Genomic DNA, 24,642 nt, shown 5'->3' on the forward strand with positions numbered 1-24,642 from the left:
CATGAAAAAAACTCGAAACGGGCATTGAGCCCATTACGCCAAGCACGAAAAAGGGCGGGTTAGACCCGCCCTTTTTCGTCACTACCCGCGACGCTTAGGCCGACGCGCCTTCCGCGAGGAAGAACCAGGTATCGAGCACCGAGTCCGGGTTCAGCGACACGCTCTCGATGCCCTGCTCCATCAGCCACTTGGCCAGATCCGGATGGTCGGATGGGCCCTGGCCGCAGATGCCGATGTATTTGCCAGCCTTGTTACAGGCAGCGATGGCATTGGCCAGCAGCTTCTTCACCGCCGGGTTACGCTCATCGAACAGGTGGGCGACGATGCCGGAGTCGCGATCCAGGCCCAGGGTCAGCTGGGTCAGGTCGTTGGAACCGATGGAGAAACCGTCGAAGAACTCGAGGAATTCCTCAGCCAGGATGGCGTTGGACGGCAGCTCGCACATCATGATGACCTTCAAGCCATCCTGACCACGGGCCAGACCATTGCTGGCCAGCAGTTCGACCACTTGCGACGCCTCGCCCAGGGTACGCACGAAGGGCACCATGATCTCGACGTTGGTCAGGCCCATCTCGCCCCGCACCTTCTTCAGCGCACGGCATTCCAGCTCGAAGCAGTCGCGGAAGGATTCGCTGATGTAGCGCGAAGCACCACGGAAGCCCAGCATCGGGTTCTCTTCTTCCGGCTCGTACAGCTTGCCACCGATCAGGTTGGCGTATTCGTTGGACTTGAAGTCTGACAGGCGCACGATGACCTTCTTCGGCCAGAAGGCCGCGGCCAGGGTGCTGATCCCCTCGACCAGCTTCTCGACGTAGAAGTCGACCGGATCACCGTAGCCGGCGATGCGCTTCTCGACGCTGTCCTTGATCTCCGCCGGCAGGCTGGCGAAGTTCAGCAACGCCTTGGGGTGCACGCCGATCATGCGGTTGATGATGAATTCCAGACGGGCCAGGCCCACACCTTCGTTCGGCAGTTGGGCGAAGTCGAAAGCGCGATCCGGGTTGCCGACGTTCATCATGATCTTGAACGGCAGATCCGGCATGGCGTCGACCGAATTCTTGCGAATGTCGAAGCCCAGCTCACCTTCGAAGATGAAGCCGGTGTCGCCCTCGGCACAGGAGACGGTGACGCCCTGGCCGTCCTTCAGCACGCTGGTGGCATTGCCGCAGCCGACCACGGCCGGAATGCCCAGTTCACGGGCGATGATCGCCGCGTGGCAGGTACGGCCGCCACGGTTGGTCACGATGGCGCTGGCGCGCTTCATCACCGGCTCCCAGTCCGGGTCGGTCATGTCGGAGACCAGCACGTCGCCCGGCTGCACCTTGTCCATCTCGGATACGTCGTGGATCACACGCACCTTGCCGGCACCGATGCGCTGACCGATGGCACGGCCTTCGACCAGCACGGTGCCCTTCTCTTTCAGCAGGTAGCGCTCCATCACGGTGGCGCTGGCGCGGCTCTTCACGGTTTCCGGACGGGCCTGCACGATGTACAGCTTGCCGTCGTCACCGTCCTTGGCCCACTCGATGTCCATCGGGCGGCCGTAGTGTTTCTCGATGATCAGCGCCTGCTTGGCCAGCTCGCTGACCTCGGCGTCGGTGATGCAGAAGCGCGCGCGCTCGGCGCGGTCGACTTCCACGGTCTTGACCGAACGACCGGCCTTGGCTTCGTCGCCATAGACCATCTTGATCGCCTTGCTGCCCAGGTTGCGACGCAGAATGGCCGGGCGGCCGGCTTCCAGGGTCGGCTTGTGCACGTAGAACTCGTCGGGGTTCACAGCGCCCTGCACCACGGTCTCGCCGAGACCATAGGCGCCGGTGATGAACACCACGTCACGGAAGCCGGACTCGGTGTCCAGGGTGAACATCACACCGGCGGTGCCGGTTTCCGAACGCACCATGCGCTGCACACCAGCGGACAGGGCGACCAGCTTGTGGTCGAAGCCCTGGTGCACGCGATAGGCGATGGCGCGGTCGTTGAACAGCGAAGCGAAGACTTCCTTGGCGGCGCGAATCACGTTGTCGACGCCACGGATGTTGAGGAAGGTTTCCTGTTGGCCGGCGAAGGAAGCATCCGGCAGGTCTTCGGCGGTGGCGGAGGAACGCACGGCCACGGCCATGTTGTCATTGCCAGCGCTCATGGTGGCGAAGGCTTCACGAATCTGCTTGTCCAGCTCGGCGGGGAACTCGGCGTCCATCACCCACTGGCGAATCTGCGCACCGGTCTTGGCCAGGGCGTTGACGTCATCGACATCCAGGCTGTCCAGCGCTGCGTGAATCTGCGCGTTCAGGCCGCTTTGCTCGAGAAAGTCGCGATAGGCCTGAGCCGTAGTGGCGAAACCGCCAGGAACCGATACGCCGGCGCCGGCCAGGTTGCTGATCATCTCGCCGAGGGATGCGTTCTTGCCCCCCACATGCTCAACATCGTGATTGCCGAGCTTATCGAGGGAAACTACGTACTCTACCAAGGTGATCTCTCCACTAAGATGTTGGAAAAGCTCAGAATTCGCGTAAAGCCAATTGCGCTTCGGCCCTGCTGCATTAAAAGCAGGTTCTAGCTCGCAAGCCTTTGCACAAATTCTTGGGGGGCTGGATGCTCTGGCGGCTTACTCCGCAAGATTGTCGCCTTGCCCTTGAATAAGTAACAATGCCGAAACCCATGGGGCCGGCGAAAAACGCGGCCTATCATAGCCAAGAATCGAACTCAGCTTAAGGCCTTTGGCGCAAATGAAACGTACCGCTTTCTTCATCTCCGACGGCACCGGCATCACGGCCGAAACCCTGGGTCAGAGCCTGCTCGCGCAGTTCGAGAATATTCAATTCACCAAACTCACGCGTCCTTATATCGACAGCGTCGATAAAGCGCGCGCCATGGTACAACAAATCGATGCCGCCGCTGAAAGGGACGGCGTGCGCCCGATCATCTTCGACACCATCGTCAACCGCGATATTCGTGCGATCCTCGATACCGCAAATGGTTTCATGATCGACATCTTCTCCACCTTTCTCTCGCCGCTGGAGCAGGAGTTGAGCTCCCATTCCTCCTACTCCGTGGGCAAGTCGCATTCCATCGGCCAGAACTCCAACTATATGGAGCGTATCGAGGCGGTGAACTTCGCCCTCGACAACGACGATGGCGCCCGCACCCATTACTACGACAAGGCGGATCTGATTCTGGTCGGCGTGTCGCGCTGCGGTAAAACGCCCACCTGCCTTTATATGGCCATGCAATACGGCATCCGCGCAGCCAACTATCCGCTAACCGAAGACGACATGGAGCGCCTGCAACTGCCCGAGTCGCTGAAAAAATACCGCGACAAGCTGTTCGGCCTGACCATCGACCCGGATCGCCTCACCGCCATCCGTCACGAACGCAAGCCCAACAGCCGCTATGCCAGCTACGCCCAGTGCGAGTTCGAGGTACGAGAGGTGGAAGGCTTGTTCCGCCGCGAGAACATCGCCTTCATCAACTCCACGCACTTCTCGGTCGAGGAAATCTCGGCCAAGATTCTGGTGGAGAAAGGTGTTGAGCGACGCCTTAAATAATCACCGCAAGCTCATGTTTTAAAAGATAAAGGGCTCGAGACTTCGAGCCCTTTCTAGCTTCCGCCGTCAGAAACTTCCGCCCGGCACCCGCACCCTGCCTTCCATCAGGATGCGCGCGCTGCGGCTCATCACCGCCTTGGTCACTGTCCACTGGCCGTCGACCAGACTGGCCTGCGCGCCGACCCGCAAGGTGCCGGATGGATGACCAAAGCGCACCGCCTCGCGCTCGCCGCCCCCCGCAGCCAGGTTGACCAGCGTCCCCGGTATGGCCGCCGCCGTGCCGATGGCCACCGCGCAGGTGCCCATCATCGCGTGGTGCAGCTTGCCCATGGACAGCGCGCGCACCAGCAGGTCGACCTCGCCGGCCCTGATATCCTTGCCGCTGGACGTGCGGTAATCCTTGGGTGGGCTGACGAAGGCGATCTTCGGGGTGTGCTGACGTGTCGCCGCCTCTTCGGCCGTCTTGATCAGGCCCATGCGCAGCGCGCCGGCAATACGGATCTGCTCGAAACGCGCCAGTTGCGCGGGGTCGCCGTTGATGGCCTCGCGCAGTTCAGTGCCCTGGTAGCCGATGTCTTCGGCGTTGACGAAGATGGTCGGGATGCCGGCGGTGATCATGGTCGCCTTGAAGGTGCCGATGCCCGGCACTTCGAGGTCATCGACCAGGTTGCCCGTGGGAAACATCGAACCGCCCTCCTCGCCGTCGTCGGACGGGTCGAGGAATTCCAGCACGATCTCCGCGGCCGGGAAGGTCACGCCGTCTAGCTCGAAGTCACCGGTTTCCTGCACCTGGCCACCCGTGACCGGTACATGGGCGATGATGGTTTTGTGGATATTGGCCTGCCAGATGCGCACCACGCAGGTGCCGCTCTCGGGGATCCGCGCGGGATCGACCAGGCCGGCATGAATGGCAAAAGCGCCGGCGGCAGTGGACAGGTTGCCGCAATTGCCGCTCCAGTCGACGAAAGCCTTGTCGATGGAGACCTGGCCGTAGAGGTAGTCGACATCGTGCTCGGGCTGGCTGCTTTTCGACAGGATCACGCACTTGGAAGTGCTCGAGGTCGCGCCGCCCATGCCGTCGATCTGCGCGGCGTAGGGATCGGGGCTGCCAATTACACGCATGAACAGCTTGTCGCGGGCCTCACCCGGTATCTGGCAGCGCTCGGGCAGATCCTGCAGGCGGAAGAACACGCCCTTGCTGGTGCCGCCTCGGATGTAGGTGGCGGGGATTTTCACTTGCGGCAAATGGGACATACACGCAACCCTGAAAAAGTAGCCCGGATGCAATCCGGGAATGATGGCGCCGTTCTCCCCGGATTGCATCCGGGCTACGTGCACCGTTGGGAGTTATGCCGGCCCATTGACGGGCCGGCATGTCACGTCAGGTCAAGCCACCGCGCCGTCGAGGAAGTCCTTGGCGAAGCGCTGTAGCACACCGCCGGCCTTGTACACGCTGACATCCGCCGCGGTATCCAGCCGGCAGGTCACCGGCACCCGAACCACCTCGCCGTTACGGCGATTGATCACCAGGGTCAGATCGCAGCGCGGTGAAATATCCCCCTCAATGTCATAGGTTTCGGTGCCATCCAGACCCAGAGTCAGGCGCGTGGTGCCTGGCTTGAATTCCACCGGCAGCACGCCCATGCCCACCAGATTGGTACGGTGGATGCGCTCGAAGCCTTCAGCGACGATCACTTCCACACCCGCCAAACGCACGCCCTTGGCCGCCCAGTCGCGGGACGAGCCCTGGCCGTAGTCGGCGCCGGCAACGATGATCAGGTTCTGCTTGCGGTTCATGTAGGTTTCGATGGCTTCCCACATACGCATCACCTGGCCTTCTGGCTCGACGCGAGCCAGCGAGCCCTTCTTCACCTGCCCGTCGACCACGACCATCTCGTTGACCAATTGCGGGTTGGCGAAGGTGGCACGCTGCGCGGTGAGGTGGTCGCCACGGTGGGTGGCGTAGGAGTTGAAGTCCTCTTCCGGCAGGCCCATTTTCGCCAGGTACTCGCCCGCTGCCGAGTCCGCCAGGATGGCGTTGGACGGCGACAGGTGATCGGTGGTGATGTTGTCCGGCAGGATCGCCAGCGGCCGCATACCCTTGAGCGTGCGCTCGCCAGCCAGTGCGCCTTCCCAATACGGCGGGCGGCGGATATAGGTGCTCATCGGGCGCCAGTCGTACAGCGGGCTCTCGGCCTCCTGCACGCTGCCCAGGTCGAACATCGGGATGTAGATCTGCTTGAACTGCTCGGGCTTCACAGAGGCGGCGACAATGGCGTCGATCTCCTCATCACTGGGCCACAAGTCCTTCAGCGTGATCGGCTTGCCCTGGGCATTGGCGCCCAGCGCGTCCTGCTCGATATCGAAGCGCACGGTGCCAGCAATCGCATAAGCGACCACCAGCGGTGGCGACGCCAGGAAGGCTTGCTTGGCGTAGGGGTGAATACGACCGTCGAAGTTGCGGTTACCACTCAGGACTGCGGTGGCATACAGGTCGCGGTCGATGATTTCTTTCTGGATCACCGGGTCGAGCGCACCAGACATGCCATTGCAGGTGGTGCAGGCGTAGGCAACGATGCCGAAGCCAAGCTTTTCCAGCTCCGGCAGCAGGCCGGCCTCTTCCAGATAAAGCTTGGCGACCTTGGAGCCCGGCGCGAAGGAGGTTTTCACCCAAGGCTTGCGCACCAGGCCCAGCGCGTTGGCCTTCTTCGCCACCAGGCCGGCGGCGATGACGTTGCGCGGGTTGGAGGTGTTGGTGCAACTGGTGATGGCGGCGATGATCACTGCGCCGTCCGGCATCAGACCTTCGGCTTCTTCGACCTTGCCGCTCTGCAGCTTGGCTTCGTCGGCAATGCCACGCTCGGCCAGCGCCGAGGTCGGCAGGCGACGGTGCGGGTTGCTCGGGCCAGCCATGTTGCGCACGACACTACCCAGGTCGAAGCGCAGCACGCGCTCATACTCGGCGGTTTTCAGCGCGTCGCTCCACAGGCCCAGGGTCTTGGCGTAGTTTTCCACCAGCGCAACCTGCTCCGGCTCGCGGCCCGTGAGCTTGAGGTAGTCGATGGTCTGGCCGTCGATATAGAACATCGAGGCGGTAGCACCGTATTCGGGGCACATATTGGAGATGGTCGCACGGTCGCCGATGGACAGGCTGTCCGCCCCCTCGCCGAAGAACTCGACCCAGGCGCCCACGACCCTTTCCTTGCGCAGGAATTCGGTGATCGCCAGCACGATATCGGTGGCGGTGATGCCGGGTTGGCGCTTGCCGGTCAGCTCGACGCCGACGATATCAGGCAGGCGCATCATCGACGGATGACCGAGCATCACCGTCTCGGCTTCCAGGCCGCCGACGCCAATGGCGATCACGCCCAGGGCATCGACGTGCGGGGTGTGCGAGTCGGTACCGACACAGGTGTCAGGGAAGGCGATGCCACCGCGCGCCTGGATCACCGGGCTCATTTTCTCCAGGTTGATCTGATGCATGATGCCGTTGCCGGCGGGGATCACGTCGACATTCTTGAACGCGGTTTTCGTCCAGTCGATGAAATGGAAGCGATCCTCGTTGCGGCGATCCTCGATGGCGCGATTCTTCTCGAAGGCGTCCGGGTCGAAGCCCGGCGCCTCAACGGCCAGCGAGTGATCGACGATCAACTGGGTAGGCACCACCGGGTTGACCTTGGCCGGGTCACCACCCTGCTCGGCGATGGCGTCACGCAAGCCGGCAAGGTCGACCAGCGCGGTCTGGCCGAGGATGTCGTGGCAGACCACGCGTGCCGGGTACCAGGGAAAGTCCAGATCGCGCTTGCGGTAGACCAGTTGCTCCAGCGCGGCGGTCAGATCCTGCGACTCGCAGCGACGCACCAGTTGCTCGGCGAGCACGCGCGAGGTGTAGGGCAGCTTGTCCCAGGCACCGGCCTGAATCGCCTCGACTGCCTCACGGGCGTCGAAGTAATCCAGCGCGGTACCGGGCAGGCGCTTGCGGTATTGGCTATTCACGGTGTCATTCATCTTATTTGCGATCCTTGAGCGGCACGAACTTCAGGTCTTCGGGGCCTGTGTAGTTGGCGCTCGGGCGGATGATCTTGCCGTCGATGCGTTGCTCAATGACATGCGCCGACCAGCCAGCAGTGCGGGCGATGACGAACAACGGGGTGAACATGGCGGTGGGCACGCCCATCATGTGGTAGCTCACGGCGCTGAACCAGTCGAGGTTGGGGAACATCTTCTTGATGTCCCACATGATGGTTTCCAGACGCTCGGCGATGTCGAACATCTTGGTGTTGCCCTGCTCCACGGACAGCTCGCGGGCCACTTCCTTGATCACCTTGTTACGCGGGTCGGCGACGGTGTAGACCGGATGACCGAAGCCGATGATGACTTCCTTCTTCTCGACACGGGCGCGGATGTCGGCCTCGGCTTCGTCCGGGCTGTCGTAGCGCTTCTGCACCTCGAAGGCCACCTCGTTGGCACCACCGTGCTTTGGCCCACGCAGGGCGCCGATGGAACCGGCGATGCAGGAAAACAGGTCGGAACCGGTGCCGGCGATCACTCGCGAGGTGAAGGTCGAGGCGTTGAACTCGTGCTCGGCATACAGGTTCAGCGAGGTGTGCATGGCACGCACCCAGGACTCGCGCGGCTTCTCGCCGTGCAGCAAGTGGAGGAAGTGGCCACCGATGGAATCGTCGTCGGTGTCCACCTCGATGCGCTTGCCGTTGTGGCTGTAGTGATACCAGTACAGCAATGCCGAACCCAGGCTAGCCATCAGCTTGTCGGCGATATCACGGGCACCCGGGTGGTTGTGGTCGTCCTTCTCCGGCGCCAGACAGCCGAGTACTGAGACGGCGGTGCGCATCACATCCATCGGGTGGGCGGACGGCGGCAGTTGCTCCAGTGCGGCCTTGACCCCAGCCGGCAGACCACGCAGGGCCTTGAGCTTGGCCTTGTAGCCGGCCAGCTCGGCCACATTGGGCAGCTTGCCGTGTACCAGCAGGTGGGCAATTTCCTCGAACTCGCAGCGGTTGGCGAAATCGAGCACGTCGTAACCGCGGTAGTGCAGGTCATTGCCGGTACGGCCAACGGTGCACAGCGCAGTATTGCCGGCGGCAGTGCCGCTCAGGGCGACGGATTTTTTCGGTTTGAAGCCAGGGGTGGTTTCGGTGGCACTCATGGTTATCTCCTCGACTCTTTTTGTTCTGCTGAGTTCTGCGGGCGGCAATTCTCTTCGGCCCACCAGCAGCGCTGATGCGGTGGGCTGAAGCCCACCCTACCCTGATTACTTCTTGCCGGCGGCGAACAACGCATCGAGCTTCTGCTCGAAGGCGTGGTAACCGATGCGGTCGTAGAGCTCGGCACGGGTCTGCATCAGTTCGATTACGTCTTTCTGGTGGCCGTTCTGGCGAATCGAGGTGTAGACACTTTCCGCCGCCTTGTTCGCCGCACGGAAGGCCGACAGCGGGTAGAGCTGGATGGCCACGCCGACCGAGGCCAGTTCGTCGCGGGTGAACAGCGGCGTGGCGCCGAATTCGGTGATGTTGGCCAGTACCGGCACCTTCAGCGCCTCGACGAAACGCTTGTAGGTCGGCAGGTCGTAGGCCGCCTCGGCGAAGATTGCATCGGCGCCGGCCTCGACATAGCGCAGGCATCGTTCGATGGCGGCGTCGACACCCTCAGCCTGGATCGCATCAGTACGGGCGATCAGGAAGAAGTCAGGATCGGTCTTGGCGTCAGCGGCGGCGCGCACCCGGTCGCACATTTCCTCGCAGGAGACGATCTCCTTGCCCGGACGGTGACCACAGCGCTTGGCACCGACCTGATCCTCGATATGCGCGGCGGCGGCGCCGGCCTTGATCAGGTTCTTGATGGTGCGCTCGATATTGAAGGCGCTGGGGCCGAAGCCGGTGTCGATGTCCACCAGCAGCGGCAGATCGCAGACATCGGTGATGCGGCGCACGTCAGTCAGCACGTCATCCAGGGTATTGATGCCCAGATCCGGCAGCCCCAGGGAGCCGGCCGCGACACCACCACCGGACAGGTAGATGGCGCGAAAGCCCGCGCGCTTGGCCAGCAGTGCATGGTTGGCGTTGATCGCACCGATCACCTGCAGCGGTTGCTCTTCGGCGAGGGCCTGGCGGAAACGCTGGCCGGCAGAAAGCTGGGTCATGAATCACCTCGGGTCTTGGATGAAGTGGCGAGCGCTTCGGTGTAGTGGCGCTCGATATTGCGCTTGGAGGCGCCGATGTGACGGCGCATCAGCAGTTCGGCCAGCTCGCCGTCACGTTCGGCGATGGCATCGAGAATGCGGTGGTGTTCGGCGAAGGCCTGGTGCGGCCGGTTGGGCGTGGCGGAGAACTGCAGGCGGTACATGCGCACCAACTGGTACAGCTCGTCGCACAGCAGTTTGGCCAGGGTGCGGTTGCCGCTACCCTGGATGATCCGGTAGTGGAAATCGAAGTCGCCTTCCTGCTGGTAGTAGCCGACGCCAGCCTTGAAGGCAGCGTCCTGCTCGTGCAGCTCCAGCACCCGGCGCAGCTCGTCGATCTCTTTTTGCGTCATGCGCTCGGCCGCCAGGCGGCAGGCCATGCCTTCGAGGGACTCGCGAATCTCGTACAGCTCGATCAGCTCGGCATGGCTGAGCGACACCACCCGGGCACCGACATGCGGTACGCGCACCAGCAGCTTCTGACCCTCCAGGCGGTGGATCGCCTCGCGCAGCGGACCGCGACTGATGCCGTAGGTACGCGCCAGCTCCGGCTCGGAAATCTTGCTGCCGGGGGCGATCTCGCCTTTGACGATGGCAGCCTGGATCAGGCGAAAGACATGCTCGGAAAGTGTTTCCGAATCCACCTGAGGTGCAGCAGCTATATCTGATTCGAGTAGCATGATTGTCGACACTACATCCACTTGATGACCGTAAAGCTACGCCTAAAAGCGAATATCGTCAAAGCAGACCAAAGTATTGTCGACAATGTTTTCAGCAGAACCAGCTTCGGTTCTCGCGACCTTACTTGCAGAAAGCTACATAAGCGTCTGTCGGCACGGAAATTCCCCATGCTAGAATCCGCGCCTCAACGCCCGGCCATGCATTTTGCCGTGCCTGCTAGACTCCCAAGCAGGCAGCGATATGGCCGAATGCCGCCAGACGCTGCCGCCGACCCGCCCCTGGCAATACCTCTCAAGGACACATGAGACTGAAACCCTTCTGCTTCTTGCTCTGCCTGCTCACCTTGTCCTGCCCGGCTTTGGCCATGGGCAAGAGCGTCTATGGCCTCAACGAATACATCCATATCGAAGAGCTCGACCTGATGGTCGCCGCCAAGCTCGATACCGGCGCCAAGACCGCTTCGCTCAGTGCACGCGACATCAGGCGTTTCAAGCGTGATGGAGAAACCTGGGTCAGCTTCATTCTGGCCATCGACGATACTCACGAACGCACCTTCGAACGCCCGCTGGCGCGCATCAGCAAGATCAAGCGCCGCGCCGCCGACTTCGATGAAGAAGATGGCAAGAGCTACACCGCACGCCCCGTGATCGAGCTGGAATTGTGCATGGGTAACACCCTGCGCAGCATCGAAGTGAACTTGACCGACCGAAGCGCATTCCAATACCCGCTTCTGATTGGCTCCGAAGCACTCAAGCACTTCGAAGCCATGGTCGATCCGAGCCTTAAATATGCAGCCGGCAAGCCTGGCTGCACCAACGACGCAACCCCTGGCGAGTAATTCCCATGCGCTCTCTGAACCTGCATCTGAAAGTCCTGATCACCCTGCTGGTGACCCTGGGCGTTCTGATTACGGCATATCAAATCTTCATCCTCGGCATCCCGGTGACCGAAGACGAGACCGATGACCTGTGGAATATCGACGCCAAGGTCGAATTCCAGGCCAACCCACGTGAGCCGGTGAAGCTGCAGATGTTCGTGCCGCCGCTGAACCAGGACTACGTCAGCCTCAACGAGAGCTTCATCTCCAACAACTATGGCGTCAGCGTCAACCGTGTCGACGGCAACCGCCGCGTGACCTGGTCGGCGCGCCGGGCCAGCGGCAAGCAGACGCTGTACTACCGTCTGGTGCTGACCAAGCGCTACAGCGGTGAGCAAACTCAGGCCAAGGGCCCGATCTTCCGCGACAGCCTGCCGGTCGAAGGTCCGGAGAAGATCGCCGCCGAGGCGCTGTTGGCGCCTATCCGCCAGCACTCGGCAGACGTCGAGACCTTCATCAGCGAGACCATCAAGCGCGTCAACAACAGCAACGACGACAACGTCAAGCTGCTGCTGGGTGGCGACGCCTCCAGCATGAAAAAAGCCAAGGTCGTGGAGCTGCTGCTGTCCATTGCCCACGTGCCGATGGAGCGTGTGCACACCATTCGCCTGCTGAGTGAGGTGGCGCAGTCGCCGGAGCTGTGGCTGCGCAGCTTCAACGGCCAGAAGTGGCTGTACTTCAACCCGGAAACGGGCGAGCAAGGCCTGCCGGTTGACCGCCTGGTCTGGTGGACTGGCGACAGTGACCTGATCAACCTCGAGGGCGGCAAGCAGGCGCAAGTCAGCTTCAGCCTGAACAACAGCGAGATGAACGCCATCCGCCTGGCCAAGCTGACCGACGAGAACACCGACGCGACCTTCCTCGAATACTCGTTGTACGGCCTGCCGCTGCAGACCCAGCAGACCTTCATGATCATGGTGATGATCCCGATCGGCGTGCTGGTCATCCTGATCCTGCGCAACCTCGGCGGTCTGCAGACCCTGGGTACCTTCACTCCGGTGCTGATCGCCCTGGCCTTCCGCGAGACTCAGCTGGGCTTCGGTATCTTCTTGTTCACCATCATCACCGCGCTCGGCCTGTCGCTGCGCTCGTACCTCGAACATCTGAAGCTGCAGATGCTGCCGCGCCTGTCGGTGGTGCTGACCTTCGTCGTGGTACTGATCGCCACCATCAGCCTGTTCAGCCACAAGCTGGGGCTGGAGCGTGGTCTGTCGGTAGCGCTGTTCCCGATGGTGATCCTGACCATGACCATCGAACGCCTGTCGATCACCTGGGAAGAACGTGGCGGCAGCCATGCTTTCAAGGTCGCCATCGGCACCCTGTTCGCTGCCACCATCGCACACCTGCTGATGACCGTGCCGGAGCTGGTCTACTTCGTGTTCACCTTCCCGGCGATCCTGCTGATCCTGGTGGGTTTCATGCTGGCGATGGGTCGCTACCGCGGCTACCGCCTGACCGAACTGTTCCGCTTCAAAGCCTTCCTCAAGGACTAAGACCATGTTCGGCCTGATCAAGACGTGGAAGGCCCTTGAAGCCAAAGGCATCATGGGCATCAACCGACGCAATGCGGACTACGTGCTGAAGTACAACAAACGGCACCTGTACCCCATCGTCGACGACAAGATCATCACCAAGGAACGCGCCATCGAGGCCGGTATCGATGTGCCCGAGCTGTACGGCATCATCGATACCGAAAAAGGTATCGACAAGCTCGACGAGATCATCGCCGGGCACAACGACTTCGTCATCAAGCCGGCGCAGGGCGCCGGCGGCGACGGCATCCTGGTGATCGCCGACCGCTTCGAGGATCGCTTCAAGACGGTTTCCGGCAAGATCGTCAGCCACGAGGAGCTGGAGCAGCAGATTTCCAGCATCCTCTCCGGCCTGTATTCGCTCGGCGGTCACCGCGACCGCGCGTTGATCGAGTACCGCGTGACCCCGGACACCATCTTCAAGAGCATCAGCTACGAAGGCGTGCCGGACATCCGCATCATCGTGCTGATGGGCTACCCGGTGATGGCCATGCTGCGCCTGCCGACCCGCCAGTCCAACGGCAAGGCCAACCTGCACCAGGGCGCCATCGGTGTCGGTGTCGACCTGGCCACCGGCGTGACCCTGCGCGGCACCTGGCTGAACAACAAGATCAGCAAGCACCCGGACACCACCAATGCGGTGGACGGCGTACAACTGCCGAACTGGGACGGCTTCATGAAGCTCGCCGCCGGCTGCTACGAGTTGTGCGGCCTGGGTTACATTGGCGTGGACATGGTGCTGGATCAGGACAAGGGCCCATTGATTCTCGAACTCAACGCCCGCCCCGGCCTGAACATCCAGATCGCCAACGATTGCGGCCTGACCCATCGCGCCCATGCGGTGGAAGCACGCCTGGAAGAACTGAAGGCCAAGGGCATTCAGGAAAACGCCGAAGAGCGCGTGCGCTTCTCCCAGGAGCTGTTCGGCCACGTGGCTGCCAAGCAGGACTAACCGTCCAGACAGGAGCCCATCCGGGCTCCTGTACCCTCCCCCAGCCTTGCCTGGCAGGCGACTACGCCGCTTAACGCACCACTGCCAGCTCGAACTCGCCCTCATCGCCATGGGCATGGCGCTGCATCCCCGCCTCATCCACTGCCAACGCCTGCAGCGGCCGCTTGAACGGCTTGTTGTCGAGCGTCTGCAGGCCACGATCTTCATTGGTGGTCAGCAGCAGTACGTAGCGCTCACCGCGCTCGGCACGCACCTTGACCGTGCCTTCGATGAAGGCGTAGCGATACCAGGTTTCCGGATACAGCTGGTACACCGCATCGCTGACCAGGCGCGTGGGACGTTTGTTCTCGTCGAGAAACAGCAGCGAGGGGTAGACCACCTGGCGATTGGCGAAGCTGCGAATACGCAGGCCGTAGGTCTGCCTCGAAGCCGGCAAGCGCACGGCTGCGTAGTAGCTGCGCCCCATGGGGAAGTCGAAGCTGGGCGAGTAACGGCCCAGCTCCTCATAGCGCGGCTCCTCCGCTGAAAGCTCGGTGAAGTCACTCTCCCGCATCTGCCCGCAGCAGCGCGCCAGCAATTCCGCGTACAGGCCCGAGCCGCGTTCCGAGCTGCCTTCGAGCAACGCCTGCATGGCCGCTGTCGGCTGGCCATCGAGCATGGGCAAGCCAGGTGTCGCGCGCTCGAAATCGACCTGGCGGCCCTCGCTGTAGCGCACCGTTTGCGTGCCCTCGGCACGTTCGCCCTTGGTACGCGTGGCAACCGGCGAGTTGCGCACCCGCCCCTGCTCGTCGACCCAGGTGTAATAAGGGCTGTCGTACTCGCTGCGGGAAAACCCGCGCCCCTCCAGCTCATCGGCATCGATGTAATCACCAACCCGCTCGCCACTGCCGAGCAGTTGATCGCGCTCGGCGCCTTCGCGCTTGGCGTCGCCGAGGTAGAAGCTGTTGCGCAACTGACCCCCGCTATCGACCCAGGTGTAATAACGGCGCTTGCTCTCGCCAGCGCCCGGGCCATCACCCGCTGTTTTCGCCGCATCGGCCAGACGCGCACGATCGCTCTGTTCGGCACGCTGCTGCGCCAGGTGCTGCTGCTCGGCGAAACGCTCGTCGACGAAGGTGTTGTGCACCCGCCCAAGGTCGTCGACCCAGGTCAGGTAACGGCTGGCGGCCAGCAGCGGCAGGCTGGCCAGGAGCAGTGCGAAGCACAGCAGCAGGCGCATGGCGTCAGAACCTCGAGGTGTAGGTCAGGGCGAAGATGTAGGCCTTCACCGTGGTCTCGATATTGAGCCCGGCATAGGGGTTGTAGACCAGATTATCCAAGCCCTCGCAATTGGCGTTGCAACTGCTGCCGGCGGGGATTTTCTGCTTGGAGACGAAGTAGTTGAAGCCGGCATCGATGGTGGTGTCGCGATCCCAGCGATAGCCGAAGCCGAGGCCGTAGAGATCGGCATCACCGACTGGCGCGAGAACATCGGCCTTGTCCTTGGGAATGGCCGAGGGGCGGTATTCGTAGCCAGCACGCAGCGCCAGGCGGTCGTTGAGATCGTACTGCACGCCGGCACCCCAACTCCAGGTGGCGCGGTAGCCACGGTCGAGGATGATGCTACGACTGGTTGCATTGCCACCGCCGAAGGTCTTGGCGATGCGCAGGATGTCGAGTTCGCGGTCGAACTCGATCTCGAACTTGTTCCAGTCGCTGTAATCGACCCAGCGCAGGTCGAAGTTGAATTGCCACTTGTCCCAGGGCCGCAGCTTGATACCGGTGCTGAAGGCATCCGGGTAGGTCAGCTTGAGCGAGGCGTTGCCACTCTCTTCCTTCGCCCCATAAGGGAACAGCGGGCTGAAGATGGCGCCGAACAGCGAACTCTGCAGACCGCTCCAGAAGCCCGCCCAGTCCTTCGAATACTCGACGCGGTACTTGCCCTTCAGATTCATTCGCGACTCGCTCTGGTAGGTAGCCCCCCAGGAGAACCAGTCCGTAGGCTCCCACAGAACGCCCAGGTTATAGCTCGGCGCCAGACTCTGCTGCAGATCGAGGTCGAGGTTGGCCAGCGAGTCGAACGGCCCAATGCTGCCGCCGCAGACATTGAAGAATGATCCGATGACCTCATCCAGGCCGGGCAGGCACAAGGCTTCCTCAAGCATGCGGGTTAGCCCGGTGAGCATACCGGGGTTGCGAAAGTCCTGGTTCAGCGCCATCGCCTGGTGGGAAAAACCGATGGACAACCCCAGCGATAGCTCGTCGTTGACCTGGTAGGCCAGCGAGGGCGAGAAATAAGTGATGCGCTGCAGGGCCACCTGACGCCCCTGGAAGCGCCCCGGATCACTGTCCGAGTCGCGCGAATAGCCCAGCGCCATCGGCGCGTAGACATCGGTGGCGAAGGTGAACTTGGAACCCGGCGGGCTGATCGACAGGCCGGCCATGGGCGCCACCAGCATGGGCAACTCGGTCATGCCCCCCAGGCCGGGCAGGTACATGGTCGGCGTCAGCGTCCGACTGCTGGAGTTCTTGTAAGGGTCGTCGTCATAACCCATGAAGTTGTAGCCGGCACGCGGGTCGAAGTCGGCGCGGATGTCCATCACCCCGCTGATCATCTTGACCATGGTCTGGCGCCCCTTGAGCTTGCTCAGTGCGGCCGGGTTGTAGTGCACGGCGTCGATGCCGGTGGTATCGGCCGTGACGGCATTGCCCATGGCCATGGCCTTGGGGTTGCCGATGGTCAGGTTGTTGGCCAGCTGCGCCTGGGCCGGCTGCCAGCCGAGCAGGATGACCCCACCCAGCAGCGAAGCGCGCAGCGTTGCACGAGAATTCATGGCGGTCGCACTCGCTGCTTATTCGGCCTTCAGGCCCTTGATGTCCAGAGGCAGGGAAAAGCCCAGCAAAACGTCGGGCGAATCCTCGGTCATGCCGAATCCGGCATTGATGTTGATGATGCGATCAGGCGAGGTGCGCAGGCCCAGGGAGAAGTTCATCACCGCACTGGTCTGCTCGGTGCCCTCCAGCGTGGCGTCCTGGAACTTGAAAGTAGGCGCCAGGTTGTGCGCCATCTGCAGCGAAGTTGCCAGCGATACGTCATAGGACAGCGCATAGGCGAAGCCCATGCTCATGGACAGACTGGAGCCCGGATCCACCTCTTCCAGCAGACGGCCGCCGCGCACCTGATCGGCATCGCGAATCGGCAGGTTGTAGGTGTAGCCGAGTGAGCCGAACAGTACGACCGGATCGACCACATAGGACATGTTGGCGCCGACGCCCAGGCTGTAGTAGCCGTTGCCGGTGGCCATGCCATCGTCGACCTTGACGTCGTAAGGGCTTTCGCCAGTGGGCAGGCCGAGGGTGGCGAACAGGGTGGTCACCGGACGCCCACGCACCGAGGACCAGGGCTGCCAGCGCAGGCTGAGCGACAGATCGCCCAGGCTGTTGGTGTTGATGTCGCGCTCGGTGTCGTACTTGGCGACAAAGGGCACGCGCATGCTGAACGTCAGGTTGTCCCAGACGCCGTAGTCGAAGGTGAAGGAGTTGGTGAAGGTATGCTGCGCCTCGCTCTGGCCAATCACGCTGAACACGTTGTTACCGGTGCGCACCGTCTGGATCTGCATGTCGCGCAGCAGCGAGTAGTCGAAGCCGTAGGTCAGCGTACGCTCGCCCTTCTTGAGCAGCGTGTAGCTCTTCTCCGCCGCCTGGAACACCTCTTCCAGCGCCTTGCCGCTGTCGGCATCCTCCTCCTTCTTGGTCAGCGCCTCGCGGGCGTCGTCGACCGAGGTCTGTTCGGCAAGTACCTGCTGCGTCTGTGCTACGGCCAACAGCACGAATGCCAGCCGCGCATACCCCCAAAATCTCATGACGCTATCCCCAGATCGTTATTGTTATGCCGGGTGAATCACTTGCGGCGGATGTACTGAATGTCCCCGTCCGAGCCCAATCGGTCGGCCTGATCCGTCGTGAACTTGGCCACCTGGGGAAACTCGCGAAAAGCCAGCAGACTGATGGTGCGATCATCGATGGTACGCAGATCGCGGTCGTTCAATGCCAGCGCGTTGACCGGCTCGTTGCCACTGGGAAAGATCACGAACAGCACGTTCTGATCCCAGATTTCCTCGAAGCGCACTCGGGTGAAACTGATGTTGCCCAACGATGGATCGGCCACGAAGACGTGGTCGTTGTAGACGTCACGCACCACCACGAAATGTTTAAAGCCGGCGTACTCAATCGGCACGATGGCCGGGTGTTCCAGCGCATCGAGATCGCTGAATGCGGCGCGAAAGCCGCCACTCTTGTAGCCCAGCGCGGCAACGAAGCGCTTCATGTCCAACAACGAAAAGCCACGACGTTCGACGATCTTCTGCGCCTCGCCGAAGCGCAGCAGCCCCTCCATCACCTGACGTTCTTCCAGATTGCGTCCCAGGTAGTAGTCGAGCAGCGTGGTCAGCGCCGCAGAGCCGCAGCTGTAGTCGTAGGCCTGGCGGATGACGTTGCGAAACTGCAGCTGGCTCATCGGCTCGAGCACCACCGACTCGCGAAGAGGGCCATTAGGCAGTAGCGGCTGGCTGATATTCACGGTGCCGGCGGGAGGCGGTTTGGTGTCGACGGCCTCGGTGAAACCGAACAGGCCGATGAGGCTGCCCACGAGAATCTCGATCATATCGCTGTCCGCCTACTGCACATCCGCGAACGGAGGCTCGCTCCCGCATGGGAGCGAGCCTCCGGCTGCCGGTCAACTTAGGATCAGTGACCCCAGACCTTGACGGTAGAGCCCGCCATGTTCAGGTCGTTGATGGCGACGCCACCGATGCTGGTGTTGCCGATGTTGACGGCACCGACCTTGACCTCGCCGTTGATGGTCGGCAGGCCGATCTGCAGCTTGTTGTCAGCCACGTCGATGGTCAACGGAGCGTTCTCGTCGATGTTGAAGCCCGACAGGCTGACGGTGTTGAGGCTGAGGCTGTTGCTGCCATCAGTCACGTTGGCTTCGGTGTCGGTGTAGACGATGGAGCCGATGGTCGCGTTGAAGTTACCGGCGATGCTGATGCCGGCCTGACCGGTCACGTCCGCCAGATCGGTGTCGTCCAGCGCCTTGAGATCGGCGTGAGCGACGTAGGGAAGCGCCATGACAGCAGCGGCAAGAGCGATTTTCTTCAGGGTCATCATTGTTGTTATCTCCACAGTTCGAATGGGGGTTCCCCGGGCTCTGCCGGTGACATCCTGTCACCGCCAGGCGGATCGGCTCGTGCCGACCACCAGCCCTGTCGCGGCTTCCCTAGGAGCGCCAGGCCTGGATTCGCGAAACGCGGTGCGCTGCGCGATGGCTACAAGCTACTAATCCGCGATCACGCTGCCAGCCCATCCAAGGGATGGCGCTTTGACAGCTCAAGCTCGCGGGTTTGCCCTCAGGCCTCACTCAACAGCCCCAGGCTTTTGCCCTTGAGTACCGCCTGGGTACGACTGCGCACCCCCAATTTGGCGAACAGGTTGTGCAGGTGCCATTTGATGGTGGCCTCGGACAGGTGCACGGTCTGCGCGATATCGCGGTTGGACAGCCCCGCCGCCACGAGCCGCAGAATCTCCCGCTCTCTGTGGCTAACACCCTGATTTTCCTCGAATTCCTGCGGATCGACAGCCAGGCGCCGACACTGTTCGCGCAGCAGTTCGGCCACGCCTTGCCAGGCAACGGCCTGCCTGGGATGCGCTGCGCTCCACGCCTCCCAGAGGGGCAGCAGCCACAGAGCGTCGTCCTGGAACAGGCGCCGGTAACCACGCGCCCATGCATCGGCCAGGGTATTGGCGAAAAGTTCGAAGGCCTTGTCGCTGTTACCTTTGCGCCAGTACGCCACAGAAAGTAACAGCGCCAGACGCAAACGCCGGTCACGCTGGTGCTCGGCATTCTGCTTGAGCAGGCAGGTCTCCAGGCTCGACACTGCCTTGTCCACCTGCCGCTCGCTCAGGGCCAGGCGTGCCTGCGCCAGGGCCAGCGCCGTATGCGCATCGCCATAACGCTCGATGGGCAACGCGGCGAGGTGCCGTTCCAGTTGCAAGAGGATGCGCTGCGCCTCGTTGGGGCGGCGCAGCCACAGCAGAAACTGCACCTTGCAGCCCATGCCGAGGGCGAACACCCGCTCGTAGCCCGGCCCCTGAAGACAGACCAGCCACTCTTCCAGTTGCCCCAGGCCCTGCTCCGCCTCGCCGGCGAAGAAACGTGCCCGCGCCATCACCAGTTGCCCCCGGCTGATCAGCTCCACCGGCGTCGCCACGTCGCGCCAGGTGGTGGCCAGCGGCAATTCGGCGAGAATCGCGCCGTGGCGATCCTGCTCATACAGCAGATCGGCATAGGCCAGCGCCAACGGCCCGCCTACCCGGCTGCGCCGGCCGAAGACCTGGGCCACCCGTGCTCGCGCGCTTTCGGCCTGGGAGCGGCCGCGCTCCAGCTCACCGTATTCCTTGCAGATCAGCGCCTCGATCAGGCTGGCCATCACGTGCAGGTATTCACTCTCGCAATCGCGCAGGCTTTCACGCGCCACAGCGATCGCCTTGGCCGCCTCGCCGAACTCGCCGAGCAGGGCGAACGCCGCTGCCTGCACGCAGGCCAGGCTGGCGCGAAATACCGGCTGGTTGTGCGGCACCATGGCCAGCCACTGGCCGGCGACCTTGAGGCAGTCCTCGAGCTTGTCCTGGTACAACAGCACCAGCGCCTTGAGCACCTGCGCCGCGGCCATCAACTCGATCAGACCGAAATGCATGCCTTTGCCCCGGCCCTGCGCCAAACGCACGCTGACTTCTTCGATCAGCGCCTCGGACTCGGCGAATTTCTGCTCGAAGGCCAACTGCCAGGCATAGAAGATCTGGAACACCGGCTGCTCGGCGATCACCAGCGGCGGAATGTCCTTGAGAATGGCGAGGATGCCGTACACCCGGTTGCCGGCGATCAACCTGGCACCCTGGCGCTCCAGCAGTTCGGCGGCGAAGGTGTAGTCACGCGCGCGCAATGCGTACTTGATGGACTTGTCGGCCAGCTCGTGCGCCTCGCACCAGCGCGCAGCGGCATGCAGCAGGTGGGCGGGGTCGCCGCGCTTGATCACCCGCTCCTGAAGGAATTCGGCGAACAGGTGGTGATAGCGGAACCACTCGCCCTGCTCGTCCAGCGGGATGATGAACAGTTGCTCACCCTGCAGGCGACGCAGCATGTCGCGCCCATCCTGACGCCCGGTCAGGGCGTTGCACAGCTCGGCATTGAACTCGTCGAGCATCGAGGTCTGGTCGAGAAACAGTTGCAGACTCTCCGGCAGGCTCGCCACCACGTCCTCGGCGAGGTAATCGGCGATGTCGCGCTCGGCGCCGGACAAACCGGCGAGAAAGGCGGCGCGATCGCGCTGCCTGGGCAATGCCAGTGCAGCCAGGTGCAGCGCCGTGATCCAGCCTTCGGTGCGGGCATAGAGCTGGTTCAGCTCGCCGTCTTCGAGCTGCATGTGCTTGATGTCACGAAAGTAGGCTGCCGTTTCCTCACGATTGAGGCGCAGGTCTTCGGCCAGCAACCAGAACGCCCATTTGCCGAGCACGGGCTGGCCATCGAGGAACCTTGGGTGGTAGCGCGTACTGACCACCAGATGCACGTGTTCGGGCAGGTGTTCGAGCATGTAACGCGCGCCCTCGCCCAGAGATGGGTGGCGCACCCGATGGAAGTCGTCGAGCATCAGATGCAGCGGATGGCCGAGGGTCTTGAGATCCTCGATGAAGGCGTCGATCACCGCTTCCAGGGGCCAGTTGATCTCTCCCTGAAGCAGGCTGGCGGTGCCGCTGCCGAACCCCGGACAGGTGGCCTCGATGGAAGCGACCAGATACTGCAGAAAGCGCGTCGGCTCGCTGTCTGCCTCGTCGCACGACAGCCAGGCGACAGCTGCTCCCTGCTCCAGCAGACGGCGACGATACTGGCTAAGCACGGTGCTCTTGCCGAAGCCGGCCGGGGCACTGAGGATCACCAGGCGATGATCGCGCGCCGTCATCAATCGTTCGAGCAACGCCACGCGCTCGAGCAGCGGCGTGCCTTCGCCATGATGGGGATGCAGCTTGGTGCGTAGCAGCGCGAAGGCATGCAGACGAGGCTGGGATTGATCGTTCATGGTTCCAGTAGGCTCAGTTCACGGGCGCGACGGATGGCTTGGGTGCGGTTACGCACCTTGAGCTTTTCGTAAATGTTGTGCAGGTGCCATTTGACGGTGCCCAGGGCCAGCGCCAGTTGCTGGCCGATTTCCTCATTGGACAAGCCCTTGGCCGCCAGGCAGACCACCTCGCGCTCGCGCTCGGTGAGCCCCTCCTCGAGGCTGTCCGTGGCCTGCTGTGCGGCTCGCCCTGGCCAGATCGCCAGCAGGCTGCGCAGGAAATTCTGCAGCGCCGGCTGGCGCTCGGCCGCCTCGAGCTGTTGCAGCAACTGGCGGATCGCCTCCCCCTCCTCGATGAACAGGCTGCGCACCTCCTCGCGCTCGGCACCGATCAGGCATTGCGCCAACAGGCTCTGCGCCCGTTCCTGATATCCCAGGCGCTGGTAACTCAGGGCTGAGAGCAGATCCAGGCGCAGGTGATGCAGATCGTGCATGCCCTGCTGCAACTGGCTGCGCAGTTGCGCGATCTCGTGCAGCGCCTCGCTGTAGTGGCCCCGCGCCTGCTGCAGGCGGATACGCGACAACCCCTGCACCCAGAGCACCTGATTGAATGCACGGGTGCGGTAATGACCGGCCAGCTTGGCCCAGTCCACCGCCTTCAGGCGCTGTTCGGCGCGCTTGCTGCGGTCGGTGGCCGGTTCCTGCAGGATCAGCGCAACCTCCTCGCCGACCGCCTGCACGTAGAAACGCCACGACTGGTGCCGCGCCGCCAGATTCTGCATCAGCACCAACGTGGCGCCTGCCTCCTTGCAGCGTCCCTGCATGCGCTGCACCCGCGCCAGACAGAGCATGGCCTGGGCGTACAAATCGATGGGGTTGATCACATCCACGGTGGCCAGCGCCCAGCGCAAGCGTTCCTCGAGACCGTCCAGACGTCCCTGGCGGTAATCGATCAGTGCCTTGGTGATGGTGGGCAATACCACCGCCCGCGAACGCGCGCCGAACCAGGGCGTGAAACGCTCGCGCAATTGCTGGAACAACAGCTGCGCCTGCTTGACCCGCCCCTGTTCCAGGCACAGAAGTACCTCGACGTTGGCCAGTTGCATATCGAGGTAGCGCCCTTCGAGGAAATGGTTGCGCTGCTGCGCCAAGGCCAGCAAGCCACGCGCGGCACTGGCCTGGCCCAGCATCACCAGCGCCATGGCGCCGACGATGAGGATGGCCACCTCGAGAAAGGCGGTGTGCTGCCCCAGTTGCGCCTCGATACGCCGCGCCAGCGCCACGCAGGTGTCGAGATCGTCCTTCTGCAGAGCGATGACCGCCTTGATCGCCAGAGTCGCCAGCAGCCGCTCGCTGAGTGGGCCATTGCCACGGCTATCGCCCCAGCGCTGCAACAACTCGTCAAGCAGGCGATTGGCTTCGCTCAGCCCCATCTCGGTCGCACGTGTCCAGACATCCGCCAGCACCAGTACCGGATAGCGCGCGGCTACGTCATCGGGCACCTGCTTGCGCCATTTGTAGATCAGGCCGAGCTGGCCGCGATTGATCAGCTCCAGACCACAGCCATCGAGCAGGGCCGCCAGCATTTCCGCGTCTTCGGCAAGGCTGGCATGCTCGATGGCGAGATTCTGCATGTGGTGGTTGGTGAACCACAGGCTGGCGTTGAAATGCAGTTGGCGGAAACGCTCGAGATCGCGCTCGCGCAGGCGGGCACGCAGGAAATCGGCGAACAGGTTATGGAAGCGATACCACTGCCGTCCGCGATCCAGCGGCAGCAGAAACAGCTGTAGCGACTCCAACTCCTCCAGGAGCCGCTGGCCATCCGGGCGACCGGTCAGGGCGCTGGCCAGATCGCCACTGAGCTGCTGCGCCACGCCGAGCGCCAGGAGCTGATCCTGGCGCTCGGCCGGCAGTTGTTCGAATACCGAGCGCAGCAGGTAATCCCCCACGACCCGCTGTGGGTCGTCCAGCTCCACCATGCCGCTTTCGGTCTGCGGGCGATTGCGCAGCCACAGGCTGGCCAGGTGCACGCCGACCATCCAGCCTTCGGTGTGCCCGTAAAGCGTCTTGAAAGTCTCATCGGCCAGTTGCAGCCCGTCACGCTGCAGGTATTGCCGGGCTTCGTCGGGATCCAGGCGCAGCTCTTCGGCACCCAGTTCGAGCAGCAATCCCTTGGCGCGCAGCGTGGCCACGTTGAGCGCAGGCTGCGAGCGACTGCCAATGGCCAGTGTGAAGGTCGGCGGTGCCAGCTTGACCATGCGGTTGAGCGAGGCCAGCAGTTCGCAGTCCTGGATCAGGTGCACATCATCGATCACCAGCAGCAGCGGCTCCTGCAGTTGCCCCAGCTCCATCAGCAGGCTCTCCATCACCGCGGAGGCCGGCACACGCATGGCATTACGCAGATAACCGGCGGCATCCTGGCCGAGGCCGGGGATGGCGCAGCCAAGTGCATCGATCAATTGCTGGAAGAAGCGCACCGGCTCGTCGTCATCGACATCCAGCGAGAGCCAGGCCACGTGCGCGCCCTGCTCGCGGCGCTGGGCGCAGAAATCGGCCAGCGCGGTCGTCTTGCCGAAACCGGCCGGCGCGCACACCAGCAGGAGATTGACATGCGGATTGGCGGCCAGTGCAGCGGCCACACGCGGCCGTGCCAGGTGATCGGCACTGACCGGAGGAGGTGAAAGTCTGGAGCGCAACAAACTTCCGGCAGCAGGATCTCGAACTACGTCCATGGCCTGGGTCCCTTCGTCAATTATTGTTATGGCG

The 24,642-nt window shown here is 62.8% G+C and carries 17 protein-coding genes; 4 read left to right on the forward strand and 13 right to left on the reverse strand.

The features are described 5' to 3' along the window. Positions 1-94: 94 nt before the first annotated feature. A complete protein-coding gene (gene ppsA / locus ACODS1_RS04985; protein WP_322977655.1) occupies positions 95-2,467 on the reverse strand; it encodes a phosphoenolpyruvate synthase in 2,373 nt (790 codons plus the stop codon). Between the two features lie 259 nt (positions 2,468-2,726). On the opposite strand from ppsA, the gene ppsR reads away from it, so the two are divergent. Continuing rightward, positions 2,727-3,545, forward strand: coding sequence for a posphoenolpyruvate synthetase regulatory kinase/phosphorylase PpsR (gene ppsR / locus ACODS1_RS04990; protein WP_322977654.1), 819 nt, complete (start codon positions 2,727-2,729; stop codon positions 3,543-3,545). Positions 3,546-3,611: 66 nt separating this feature from the next. Here the strand turns inward: ppsR and prpF are convergent, their stop codons facing one another. The 5 genes from prpF to ACODS1_RS05015 form a co-directional block, all read right to left on the reverse strand. Beyond that, on the reverse strand, positions 3,612-4,799 hold the full coding sequence (gene prpF, locus ACODS1_RS04995) for a 2-methylaconitate cis-trans isomerase PrpF (RefSeq protein ID WP_489084768.1): 1,188 nt from the start codon (positions 4,797-4,799) through the stop codon (positions 3,612-3,614). Between the two features lie 132 nt (positions 4,800-4,931). Beyond that, positions 4,932-7,541, reverse strand: a complete 2,610-nt coding sequence (acnD, locus tag ACODS1_RS05000; RefSeq protein ID WP_489084812.1) for a Fe/S-dependent 2-methylisocitrate dehydratase AcnD — start codon at positions 7,539-7,541, stop codon at positions 4,932-4,934. Between the two features lie 13 nt (positions 7,542-7,554). After that, positions 7,555-8,712, reverse strand: a complete 1,158-nt coding sequence (prpC, locus tag ACODS1_RS05005) for a bifunctional 2-methylcitrate synthase/citrate synthase (protein WP_489084769.1) — start codon at positions 8,710-8,712, stop codon at positions 7,555-7,557. 105 nt (positions 8,713-8,817) lie between these two features. Next, entirely contained in the window at positions 8,818-9,705 is an 888-nt protein-coding gene (gene prpB / locus ACODS1_RS05010; RefSeq protein ID WP_275545215.1) for a methylisocitrate lyase, read from the reverse strand. Continuing rightward, on the reverse strand, positions 9,702-10,424 hold the full coding sequence (locus ACODS1_RS05015) for a GntR family transcriptional regulator (protein ID WP_489084770.1): 723 nt from the start codon (positions 10,422-10,424) through the stop codon (positions 9,702-9,704). Before ACODS1_RS05015 ends, prpB begins: the two co-directional genes overlap by 4 nt. Before the next feature lie 302 nt (positions 10,425-10,726). On the opposite strand from ACODS1_RS05015, the gene rloA reads away from it, so the two are divergent. From rloA to ACODS1_RS05030, 3 genes are read left to right on the forward strand one after another with little or no spacing between them, the layout of a single operon-like run. Then, complete coding sequence (gene rloA / locus ACODS1_RS05020) at positions 10,727-11,263, forward strand: retropepsin-like aspartic peptidase RloA (protein WP_489084771.1); 537 nt, start codon at positions 10,727-10,729, stop codon at positions 11,261-11,263. A gap of 5 nt (positions 11,264-11,268) precedes the next feature. Beyond that, complete coding sequence (gene rloB, locus ACODS1_RS05025; protein ID WP_322977648.1) at positions 11,269-12,795, forward strand: osmotic stress tolerance membrane protein RloB; 1,527 nt, start codon at positions 11,269-11,271, stop codon at positions 12,793-12,795. A 4-nt stretch (positions 12,796-12,799) separates the two neighbouring features. Next, entirely contained in the window at positions 12,800-13,786 is a 987-nt protein-coding gene (locus ACODS1_RS05030) for an alpha-L-glutamate ligase-like protein (protein WP_489084772.1), read from the forward strand. 70 nt (positions 13,787-13,856) lie between these two features. Here the strand turns inward: ACODS1_RS05030 and ACODS1_RS05035 are convergent, their stop codons facing one another. The 7 genes from ACODS1_RS05035 to ACODS1_RS05065 form a co-directional block, all read right to left on the reverse strand. Further along, entirely contained in the window at positions 13,857-15,005 is a 1,149-nt protein-coding gene (locus tag ACODS1_RS05035; RefSeq protein ID WP_489084773.1) for a MalM family protein, read from the reverse strand. A gap of 4 nt (positions 15,006-15,009) precedes the next feature. Then, positions 15,010-16,599, reverse strand: coding sequence for an outer membrane protein transport protein (locus ACODS1_RS05040; protein ID WP_489084774.1), 1,590 nt, complete (start codon positions 16,597-16,599; stop codon positions 15,010-15,012). An 18-nt stretch (positions 16,600-16,617) separates the two neighbouring features. Further along, a complete protein-coding gene (locus ACODS1_RS05045; protein ID WP_322977644.1) occupies positions 16,618-17,628 on the reverse strand; it encodes a transporter in 1,011 nt (336 codons plus the stop codon). A gap of 38 nt (positions 17,629-17,666) precedes the next feature. Further along, on the reverse strand, positions 17,667-18,428 hold the full coding sequence (locus tag ACODS1_RS05050) for a C39 family peptidase (RefSeq protein WP_322977643.1): 762 nt from the start codon (positions 18,426-18,428) through the stop codon (positions 17,667-17,669). 83 nt (positions 18,429-18,511) lie between these two features. Then, positions 18,512-18,934 (reverse strand): DUF6160 family protein, encoded by a 423-nt coding sequence (locus ACODS1_RS05055; protein ID WP_322977642.1) that lies wholly within the window; start codon positions 18,932-18,934, stop codon positions 18,512-18,514. Positions 18,935-19,173: 239 nt separating this feature from the next. Then, positions 19,174-21,897: a helix-turn-helix transcriptional regulator gene (locus tag ACODS1_RS05060; protein ID WP_489084775.1), complete on the reverse strand. Its 2,724-nt coding sequence runs from the start codon at positions 21,895-21,897 to the stop codon at positions 19,174-19,176. Continuing rightward, on the reverse strand, positions 21,894-24,608 hold the full coding sequence (locus tag ACODS1_RS05065) for a winged helix-turn-helix domain-containing protein (RefSeq protein WP_489084776.1): 2,715 nt from the start codon (positions 24,606-24,608) through the stop codon (positions 21,894-21,896). Before ACODS1_RS05065 ends, ACODS1_RS05060 begins: the two co-directional genes overlap by 4 nt. Positions 24,609-24,642 lie beyond the last annotated feature (34 nt).

This window comes from Pseudomonas sp. FG29 (assembly GCF_057809355.1).